The following is a 9,927-nucleotide window of genomic DNA, read 5'->3' on the forward strand; positions in this document are numbered from 1 at the left end:
GCTCTAACCGCGTAAACTGAACGAAACACGGGATAGAAACGCCATGAGTGGTTTTACACCAAAAGCTTGGCCTCGCAAACTGAGGTCGCAGGAATGGTACGGCGGCAACTCACGCGATACAATCTACCATCGCGGCTGGATGAAGAACCAGGGGTATCCGCATGACCTGTTCGATGGCCGTCCGGTCATCGGCATTCTCAACACCTGGTCGGACCTGACCCCCTGCAACGGCCATTTGCGCGAGCTGGCCGAAAAGGTGAAGGCCGGCATCTGGGAAGCCGGTGGTTTTCCGGTCGAGGTTCCGGTGTTCTCCGCATCCGAAAACACCTTCCGTCCGACCGCGATGATGTATCGCAACTTGGCGGCGCTGGCCGTCGAGGAAGCCATGCGCGGCCAGCCGATCGACGGCGCCGTGCTGCTGGTCGGCTGCGACAAGACCACGCCGTCGCTGGTGATGGCCGCCGCCTCCACCGACATTCCCTCCATCGTCGTTACCGGCGGGCCGATGCTGAACGGTTATTTCCGGGGTGAGCGCGTCGGCTCCGGCACGCATCTGTGGAAATTCTCGGAAGCCGTCAAGGCAGGCGAGATGACCCAGGAAGAATTCATGGAGGCCGAAGCCTCGATGTCGCGTTCCAGCGGCACCTGCAACACCATGGGAACGGCCTCGACCATGGCCTCGATGGTGGAATCGCTCGGCATGGCCTTGTCCGGCAACGCCGCCATTCCCGCCGTTGACAGCCGCCGCCGGGTGATGGCGCAGCTTTCAGGCCGCCGGATCGTGCAAATGGTCAAGGACGATCTGAAACCTTCTGACATCATGACCAAGGAAGCCTTTGAAAATGCCATCCGCATCAATGGCGCCATCGGCGGCTCGACCAATGCGGTCGTGCATCTTCTGGCCATGGCTGGTCGCTGTGGGATCGACCTGACGCTGGATGACTGGGACCGCTGTGGCCGCGATATCCCGACCATCGTCAACCTGATGCCATCGGGCGAGTATCTGATGGAAGAGTTCTTCTATGCCGGTGGTCTGCCGGTGGTGATCAAGATGTTGGCGGAAGCCGGTAAGCTGCACAAGGATGCACTGACCGTCTCCGGCGTCACCATCTGGGACGAAGTCAAGGATGTCCGCAACTGGAACGAGGATGTTATCCGTCCGTTCGACAAGGCGCTGACCCAGCAGGGCGGCATCGCCGTGCTGCGTGGAAACCTGGCCCCGAAGGGCTGCGTGCTGAAGCCATCGGCCGCTTCCGCGCATCTGATGAAACATCGCGGTCGCGCCGTGGTGTTCGAAGACATCGACGACTACAAGGCCAAGATCAATGACGAGAACCTCGACATTGACGAAACCTGCGTGATGGTGATGAAGAACTGTGGCCCGCGCGGCTATCCGGGCATGGCCGAGGTCGGCAATATGGGCCTGCCGCCCAAGGTGCTGCGCAAGGGTATTACCGACATGGTGCGCATTTCCGATGCCCGCATGTCCGGCACCGCCTACGGCACCGTGCTGCTGCACACCTCGCCGGAAGCCGCCCGTGGCGGACCGCTGGCCATCGTCAAGAACGGCGATTTCATCGAGATCGACGTCAAGGAACGCCGGGTGCATCTGGACATTTCCGACGAGGAAATGCAGCGCCGCCTGGCCGATTGGCGCCCGAATGTCGAGCCGCCAGCCAGCGGCTATGCGCGACTGTTCCACGATCACGTGGAAGGGGCCGATACCGGCGCCGACTTCGACTTCCTCAAGGGCTGCCGCGGCGCTGCCGTTGGCAAGGACGCGCATTGATCCATCCAATCTCCCATCAAGCGCGCCCACCGGCGCGCTTGACACCATTCAATGACGAGACAGGGAACAGGTCATGACCTCTTCTGAAAACACCGGAACCAGGATTGCCCTGGCACTGGCCGGCGTCGGCAAGATTGCCCGCGACCAGCATATTCCGTCCTGCGAAAACGGCAGTGACTTCGTGATCGCCGCCGCCATCAGCCGCAATGGCAAGATCGACAGCGCCGAGAATTTCGAAAATTTCGATGTGTTTCTGGAGACCCGCCAGGATATCCGCGCCATCGCGCTGTGCACCCCACCCGATGTCCGCTTCGCCATGGCCAAGAAGGCAATTGCCAGCGGCCTCGACGTGTTGATGGAAAAGCCGCCTGCGGCAACCATTGGCGAAGCCCAGGCGCTGGCCGACCTTGCGCGTGACGCAGGCGTCACCCTGTTTGCCACCTGGCATTCCCGCTTTGCCAATGGTGTGGAACCGGCCCGCCAATGGCTCGACGGCAAGACCATCACCCGGATCGAGATCACCTGGAAGGAAGATGTCCGCCGCTGGCATCCGGGCCAGGCCTGGATTTGGGAGGCCGGCGGTTTCGGCGTGTTCGATCCGGGCATCAATGCCCTGTCGATCTTGACCGCGATCATTCCCGGCCAGACCATCGTTGAAAAGGCAGCCTTGTCCTTCCCCGCCAATCGCCAGCAGCCGATTGCCGCCAGCCTTGCGATGCGCAGCGCAGCCGGTGCGCCGATACAGGCGGAATTCGACTGGCGCCAGGAAGGCCCGCAGACCTGGGATATCGTCGTCGAGACGGATCAAGGCACGCTGAGGCTCGCAAAAGGCGGCGCGGAACTCTATATAAATGAGACATTGACCGTGGAAGGCCCCGACCGGGAATATGCCCGGATCTACACGCGTTTTGCCGAACTGGTGCGCAGCCGCGAAAGCGACGTCGATTTCCAGCCGCTACGGCTGGTTGCCGATGCATTCCTGACGGCGGAGCGTCATGAAGTGGAAGCCTTCATCGAGTAAGACGCACTTTATGGGACGGGATCGACGTCAGTCGGTCCTGCCCCGCAAGCCGAATGCACAAGCCGAATACAAAAGCCAAACGGATGCGACGAACGACCAACGCGGGCGCATCTAGGGCAAATAGCAGCGCGGTCGGCTGATCGCCGATCTGCCTGCGGAACGAGATTTTTGAAAGGACTGCTCCATGACGCTGAACCTCACCGGAAAACACCTGATCGCCGGAGAATGGGTTGAAGGTACGGGAACCTTCACCTCCAGCCCCGCTTCGGGCGAGAGCCATACATTCTTCCTGGGCTCTGCCGCTCTGGTCGACCGCGCCATGAAAGCCGCCGAACAGGCCTTCGCCAGCTACGGCTATTCCTCCCGCGAAGATCGCGCCAAGTTTCTGGAAGCCATCGCCGAGGAAATCGATGCGCGTGGCGATGAAATCACCAAGATCGGCACCCAGGAAACCGGCCTGCCGGAAGCCCGCCTCGTCGGCGAGCGTGGCCGCACCACCGGCCAGCTGCGATTGTTTGCCGAGCATATCCGCAAGGGCGATTATCTCGACCGCCGTTATGATGCCGCCCTGCCGGAGCGCCAGCCCCTGCCTCGCCCCGACATTCGCCTGATGCAGCGGCCTATCGGCCCGGTCGGCGTGTTTGGTGCGTCGAATTTCCCGCTGGCCTTCTCCACCGCTGGCGGCGATACCGCCTCGGCACTGGCCGCCGGTTGCCCTGTTGTCGTCAAGGGTCATGAAGCCCATCCGGGTACTGCTGAAATCGTCGCCCAGGCGATCCACGCCGCCATCAAGAGCACCGGCGTTCATCCCGGCACCTTCTCGCTGGTCCAGGGCGGCAATCGCGAAACCGGCGAGGCCATCTGCCTGCATCCGTTGACCCGCGCTGTCGGCTTTACCGGCTCGCTGCGCGGTGGCCGTGCGCTGTTTGATCTCTGCGTGCACCGTGACGAGCCCATTCCGTTCTTCGGTGAACTGGGATCGGTCAATCCGATGTTCCTGCTGCCTGCCGCAGTCTCAGCCCGTGGCGAGGCGATTGCCAAGGGTTGGGCGGGTTCGCTCACCATGGGCGCTGGCCAGTTCTGCACCAATCCCGGCATCGCCATCATCAAGGAAGGCCCAGAAGCCGACGCCTTCCTGGAAACCGCCAAGACCGCGCTGGCTGCTGCCAATGCCCAGACCATGCTGACCGATGGCATTGCCAATGCCTACCGAGAAGGAGCCAAGCGCATCGAGGAAACCACAGGCGTCCAGTCCGTGCTGACCTCCACCTGCGACCAGCGCAATGCCAAGCCTTATCTGTTTGCCACAACAGGTGAAAACTGGCTGGCAAACCATGTGCTGAGCGAAGAAGTCTTCGGTCCGCTCGGCGTGTTCGTCACCGTCAAGGACGAAGATGAAATGGTCGGTATTGCCGAAAGCCTGGTCGGCCAGCTGACCACGACGCTGCAAATGGACGACGCCGACGCGCAGATCGCCCGCAAGCTGCTGCCAATCCTGGAGCGCAAATCCGGTCGCGTGCTGGCCAACGGTTTCCCGACCGGTGTCGAGGTTTGCGATGCCATGGTGCATGGCGGACCTTATCCGGCCACCACCAATTTCGGCGCAACCTCTGTCGGCACGATGGCGATCCGTCGCTTCCTGCGTCCGGTCAGCTATCAGAACATTCCGGTCGCCCTGCTGCCGGAAGACCTGCAATAAGCGCGGACGAACAGCATGGCTGACAAAACCGAAACGGTTGCAGAGACCGGCAGGCCCTTCGTTGGGCTTGCCGATTGGGGCACCAGCAATTTCCGCCTCTGGCTGGTGGATGGCGCGGGCAATGTGCTGGGCGAACGTCAATCTGCCGACGGCATGTCGGCCTGCGCGGCAGACAACCGGTTTGCCGCCGTGTTGGAAGAACATCTGGAGGCGCTGTCAGCGCCTCTGGACCTGCCGGTGGTGATCGCTGGCATGGCAGGGGCGCGGGCCGGTTGGCTGGAAGCGCCCTATGTCGAAACACCTGCATCGCTGTCCGGTCTTCATCACCATACCGTCAGCCCGAAAGCATCGCGCCCGGTTTATATCCTGCCAGGCCTCTGCCAGAAAGAGACCGGCCCTTTCGATGTGATGCGCGGCGAAGAAACCCAGCTTGCCGGTGTCGTAGCGGGCGGCATTGCTTCGGGCGTGATCTGCATGCCCGGCACCCATTGCAAATGGGTGGATCTGGAAAACGGCGTGGTGCAGAGATTTCGCACGGTCATGACCGGCGAGCTGTTTGATCTGCTCGCCAAACAATCGATCCTGCGCCTGTCGATCCAGCAAGCCCCGGCGGAAACCGATCAGACGGTGTTTGCCGATGCGGTCACCGAAGCGCTCAGCGAAAATTTCACCCTGACCACCAGCCTGTTTTCGATCCGCGCCGCCGGTCTGCTTTCCACGCCTGGAGCCAACGAGGCGGCCAGCCGATTGTCCGGCCTGCTGATTGGCGCCGAAATCAACGGCATGCGCGAGTGGGTCCGTTCCGGCAAGACCGTGCATATCGTCGGTTCAAAAGCGCTCTCAGCGCTCTATGCCAAGGCGATCACCCTGGCGGACGGCAAGGCCAGCATTCTTGACGGCAGCGCCCTGGTGCGCGACGGTCTGTTTGCCGCCGCCAAGGCCATTCTTCAAAATTGACGTTAGGACAGATCATGACCACCACCCATACCCCATGGCCGCAGTTGAAGCGCGAACTGGTCGCCATCCTGCGCGGCATCGGCCCTGATGACATCGAAAGTGTTGTCGATGTGCTTCTGGAACAGGGCTTCGAGGCCATCGAAGTGCCGCTGAATTCACCTGATCCGTTCATCTCGATTGAAAAGGCCCGCAAGCGTGCGCCGGACGGCGTGCTGATCGGCGCAGGCACCGTTCTCGATGCCGGTGCGGTCGAGCAATTGCACAGCGTTGGCGGCAACCTTCTGGTAACGCCCAATACCGATCCAGCGGTGATCGGACAGGCCGCCAGGCTGGGCATGGTCTCGATGCCCGGTGCCTTTACCCCGACCGAAGCGCTGGCAGCCATCAAGGCCGGTGCCTCGGCGATCAAATTCTTCCCCGCCAGCGTCCTCGGCCCAAGCGGCATCAATGCCATCAAGGCCATTCTGCCCGCCAATTTCCCAATCGGCGCCGTTGGCGGCGTTGGCGAAAACAATTTCGGCGACTACCTGAATGCGGGTGTCCGGGCCTTCGGCATCGGCACCAGCCTCTACAAGCCCGGCGATAAGGCTGATGTGGTCAAGCAACGTGCAGCAACGCTGGTGGCTGCCTATGATGCCGCCGTCGCTGCCCATAAGGCATAGAGTTTCATGTCCTGTCTGCCAGCCGTCATGTAACATGCGCTGGCAGGCAGGAAGATTGAACTGCCCAGACCAACATTTTTCGATATAAAATCCAAGCCAGAGTAGAGCTGAATATTCCATACCCATCCAAATCCTGTATCACGGATAGAGTGTGGTACGAGGAAATGGACATGCGGCTGATATTGCTGGGCTTGGGCTGGTTTTTCGTCGGGCTCGGCATTGTCGGTATTTTCGTGCCGGTGCTGCCGACCACGCCGTTCATAATCCTTGCCGCCGCCCTGTTTGCCCGCTCCTCGCCGCGCTTTGAGCAATGGTTGCTTGACCATCCCCGTTTTGGCCAGCCGCTGCTGGACTGGCGCCGCCAAGGCGCGATCTCGCGGCGCGCCAAGGTAGCCGCCGTTGTGGCGATGGGGCTGAGCTTTGCCGTGATGTGGTTCTTCTCGTCGGCACCGCTTTACGTGCGCGTTGGCACCGGGATTATTCTTCTCTGCTCGGCGGCTTTCGTCGTCAGCCGGCCAGAGCCGAAACAATAATCTCTTAGAGCGTTTCTGCTCTTAGAGTCTGTCAAGTTCAGATTGAACCAGACAGACACTAGATTCTCTTGTTTTCGTTTGTCTTTTCGGGAAAACCGGTTTCCACTTTTCCTGGAAATGCTCTATTCCGGCACCGCCGGCAGCACGCAGTCGGTCTTGTTCAAGTGCCGTTCGCGGAAGAAGATGAACAGGCCGGAGCCGATAATCAGGGCTGCGCCGATCACCATGCCGGTGCGCGGCACATCGCCAAAGAACAGCCAGCCGAACAGCACAGCCCACAGCAGCAGCGTATATTGCAAGGGCGCAACCGCTGCGGCATCGGATATTTTCAGGGCGCGATTGACCAGCATATGCGCCGCCATGGCGACGATGCCGAGCAGACCCAACATGACGATATCGGTGGCGGAACCGATCTCGACCCAGTCGAAGGGCGCGAAAAACAATCCGCCGACCAGCGCCGCCGTTACCTGGAACAGCACCAGCAACTTATCCGGCGTAGCCCGCAGCGAACGGCCTGACAGCATCATGAAAGCAAAGGCCGCGCTGCCGATAATGGAAATCAGCGCCGGTGCGGAAAACATCGCCCGCGACGGTTCCAGCGTGATGATCACGCCGATAAAACCGACCACGATGGCGGTGATGCGCCGCCAGCCAAGCTTTTCGCCCAGCAGAAAGGGTGCACAGGCCGCAACGTAGATCGGCGCGGCCAGCCAATAGGTCATAACATCCGCCAGCGGCAGATAGCTGACCGCATAGTAGAAGCCGATAATTTCAACCGTCGAGCACGTCACCCGCGCCAGCTGCATCCAGGGCCGCTCGACGCTGAGGATCGGCGCAAGCCCACCGCGCACCAGAAACGGCAAAAGCAGGAGCAAAGCCGCCAAGCTGCGCAGCACCACGACCTGACCCAGCCCGTAATGGGCGACAAGCGCCTTGGCCATGGCATCGTTCAGCGCAAACATCAGCATCCCCGCCAGCATGATGGCCGGACCGGTGGCACGAGAGGTTTGAAAATTGGCGAGGAGAGAACGGATCACGACTGTAGGCCTTGATTAGGGAAGGAGCGAATTGGCGCGTCCCTATCATGCGCGAAGCGAACCGCCCATATAGATCCGCTGAAATAACTACATTTGACAATTGATAAAGTCATCCGATGACTTTATCAATTGTCAAATGAGACCGTTGCTGAAAACCAATCTGGCCGATGGGGCCGCCGAGCGTATTCGAACCGCCCTTGGCCGTGGGACATGGCGGATCGGCGAAAAATTGCCGAATGAGCAAAGCCTGTCTGACGCGCTGCATGTCAGCCGCGGTACGATCCGCGAAGCCGTGCGGGTGCTGGTGGCGCAGGGCCTACTGGAAACCCGCCAGGGCTCCGGCACCTATGTGATAAAAGACCGCATCACCCCCGAACCGCTGGATCTTGCCCATCGTACCAGCCTGCGCGACCGGCTGGAGGCTCGGCTGGCACTGGATGTGGAAGGGGCAAGGCTGGCCGCTATCAGGGCGAGACCGGCCACCATCAGGCAATTGCACGCCCTGCTGGACCAGCGCGGCCATTCCGGTGCCGATCCCGACCGTAACGCTTTTATCGCTCGCGATCTGGCCTTTCACCGGGCGGTAATCGCCGCATCGGAAAATGCCGCCATGCTGGAGCTTTACGAGTTTTTCACCCGCTCGATTACCCAGACCATCGAGGCAACCACCGGCGGCCTTGTGCCGGAACCGGACCTTGACGCCCACCGCGCTATTGTCGATGCCATTGCCAGCGGCGATCCCGATCAAGCAGACAGTGCGGTGCGTGCCTTCATGCAGCCGATGCTTGCCTTTCTTGATGATATTGCCGCCTCTGAAAGCCTTCGCCCATGACGAATGCCCATCCCCAGCTTGATCTTGGCGACGAATTGCTGATCGATGCGCAGGTCGAAGACGCCCCTACCCCGCCTCAAGCCTCGGGGCGGTCGCCTCTGTCGCGCATCGTGTTGGGCGTCAGTCTGGTGTTGATTGCCTTCAACCTGCGCCCGCTGTTTTCCAGCGCTTCGACACTGCTGCCGGAAATACGTGACCAACTGGGTCTCTCCGTGCTGGGTGCTAGCCTGCTGACCACCCTGCCGGTGGTTTGCCTTGGGGTCTTCTCACCCCTGGCACCCAAACTTGGCGACCGCTACGGCGCGGAAAAGACGCTGCTGGCCGTCATGGCATTGCTGGCCATCGGCACCGCCCTGCGCGGCTTTTCCAGCCTTCCCACCCTGTTTTTTGGCACAGCGCTTGCCGGTGCCTGCATCGCGGTCGGAAATGTGCTGCTGCCGGGTCTGGTGAAACGCGATTTTCCTGATCGGGCCGCGTTGATGACCGGCTTTTACACCATGGCGCTCTGTGGTGGCGCGGCGGCCGCCGCCGGGCTGACCCTGCCGATCGAGGCAGCCAGTGGCGGTTCGCTGGCCATCGGCCTGGCCGCCTGGGGGCTTCCGGCTGCCATGGTGTTCCTGCTGTTTCTGCCGCAGGCCTTTTCCGGCCATGCGGCAAGGCCGGGATTCAGGGCCGAGGTGAAGGGCCTGTGGCGTGACCGGCTGGCCTGGAACGTGACGCTTTACACCGGATTGCAATCGGCACTGGCCTATTGTGTGTTCGGTTGGCTGGTGCCGATCCTGCGGGAACGCGGGCTGGACGGGGTAACGGCAGGGGCGGTCGTTTCGGTCTCGGTCATGGTGCAGGCGGCGGCCTGTATTGTCGCGCCGCAGCTTGCCGTTCGGGGCAAGAACCAAAGCCTTGTCAACGCCGCTGTTGCCATTCTCGCTGTCATCGCACTGATCGGCCTGTTGTTTGCTCCCCTTTCCACCCTGTGGATCTGGGCCGTGCTGCAAGGTATCGGCCAAGGCAGCCTGATCGCGCTTGCCATGACCGCAATCGTGCTGCGCTCTGGCAGCCCGCAGATTGCCTCCCATCTATCGGGCATGGCGCAATGCGTCGGCTATTGCCTGGCCGCCATTGGCCCGCTGCTCGTTGGGCTGATCCGTGGTGCCACGGGCAGTTTCGCCTGGGCCGCCCTGCTGTTTGTCGCGCTCGGCCTTGGCGCAGCCTGGAATGGCTGGCGGGCGGGCCGCGATCTGCGGGTCGATGTGGTAATCGACGAAAAACCTCATTGACACCAAATGGTTAAATCGGAAGAGTAAAAGGACATGCCATGGAAAATGGCGGGTCGCATTCCATGCGCGACGCCCTCAACCCTCGAATGGACGTGGGGCCGTCGCAATGGTTTCAAGACG

At 61.4% G+C, this 9,927-nt stretch carries 9 protein-coding genes; 8 read left to right on the forward strand and 1 reads right to left on the reverse strand.

Annotated elements, in window-relative coordinates:
* Positions 1-43: 43 nt before the first annotated feature.
* The 6 genes from araD (at position 44) to FS819_RS13495 (ending at position 6,661) form a co-directional block, all read left to right on the forward strand.
* Positions 44-1,789, forward strand: a complete 1,746-nt coding sequence (gene araD, locus FS819_RS13470) for an L-arabinonate dehydratase (RefSeq protein WP_156551131.1) — start codon at positions 44-46, stop codon at positions 1,787-1,789.
* 73 nt (positions 1,790-1,862) lie between these two features.
* Entirely contained in the window at positions 1,863-2,810 is a 948-nt protein-coding gene (locus FS819_RS13475; RefSeq protein ID WP_156551133.1) for a Gfo/Idh/MocA family protein, read from the forward strand.
* 184 nt (positions 2,811-2,994) lie between these two features.
* A complete protein-coding gene (locus FS819_RS13480; RefSeq protein WP_156551135.1) occupies positions 2,995-4,509 on the forward strand; it encodes an aldehyde dehydrogenase (NADP(+)) in 1,515 nt (504 codons plus the stop codon).
* 15 nt (positions 4,510-4,524) lie between these two features.
* Positions 4,525-5,466: a 2-dehydro-3-deoxygalactonokinase gene (locus tag FS819_RS13485; protein ID WP_156551137.1), complete on the forward strand. Its 942-nt coding sequence runs from the start codon at positions 4,525-4,527 to the stop codon at positions 5,464-5,466.
* Between the two features lie 14 nt (positions 5,467-5,480).
* Positions 5,481-6,128 (forward strand): 2-dehydro-3-deoxy-6-phosphogalactonate aldolase, encoded by a 648-nt coding sequence (locus tag FS819_RS13490; RefSeq protein WP_156551139.1) that lies wholly within the window; start codon positions 5,481-5,483, stop codon positions 6,126-6,128.
* Positions 6,129-6,298: 170 nt separating this feature from the next.
* A complete protein-coding gene (locus FS819_RS13495; protein ID WP_156551141.1) occupies positions 6,299-6,661 on the forward strand; it encodes a YbaN family protein in 363 nt (120 codons plus the stop codon).
* A 122-nt stretch (positions 6,662-6,783) separates the two neighbouring features.
* Here FS819_RS13495 and FS819_RS13500 read toward each other — a convergent pair whose 3' ends face one another.
* Positions 6,784-7,641, reverse strand: a complete 858-nt coding sequence (locus tag FS819_RS13500; RefSeq protein ID WP_156536034.1) for a DMT family transporter — start codon at positions 7,639-7,641, stop codon at positions 6,784-6,786.
* Between the two features lie 193 nt (positions 7,642-7,834).
* On the opposite strand from FS819_RS13500, the gene FS819_RS13505 reads away from it, so the two are divergent.
* Together FS819_RS13505 and FS819_RS13510 are read left to right on the forward strand one after the other, a co-directional pair.
* Positions 7,835-8,530 (forward strand): FadR/GntR family transcriptional regulator, encoded by a 696-nt coding sequence (locus tag FS819_RS13505; RefSeq protein ID WP_156551142.1) that lies wholly within the window; start codon positions 7,835-7,837, stop codon positions 8,528-8,530.
* Positions 8,527-9,807, forward strand: coding sequence for a CynX/NimT family MFS transporter (locus FS819_RS13510; protein ID WP_156551144.1), 1,281 nt, complete (start codon positions 8,527-8,529; stop codon positions 9,805-9,807). Before FS819_RS13505 ends, FS819_RS13510 begins: the two co-directional genes overlap by 4 nt.
* Positions 9,808-9,927: the final 120 nt, after the last annotated feature.

The sequence above is a fragment of the Allorhizobium sp. Av2 genome, from assembly GCF_021462805.2.
GTDB classification, from domain to species: Bacteria; Pseudomonadota; Alphaproteobacteria; order Rhizobiales; family Rhizobiaceae; genus Allorhizobium; species Allorhizobium vitis_G.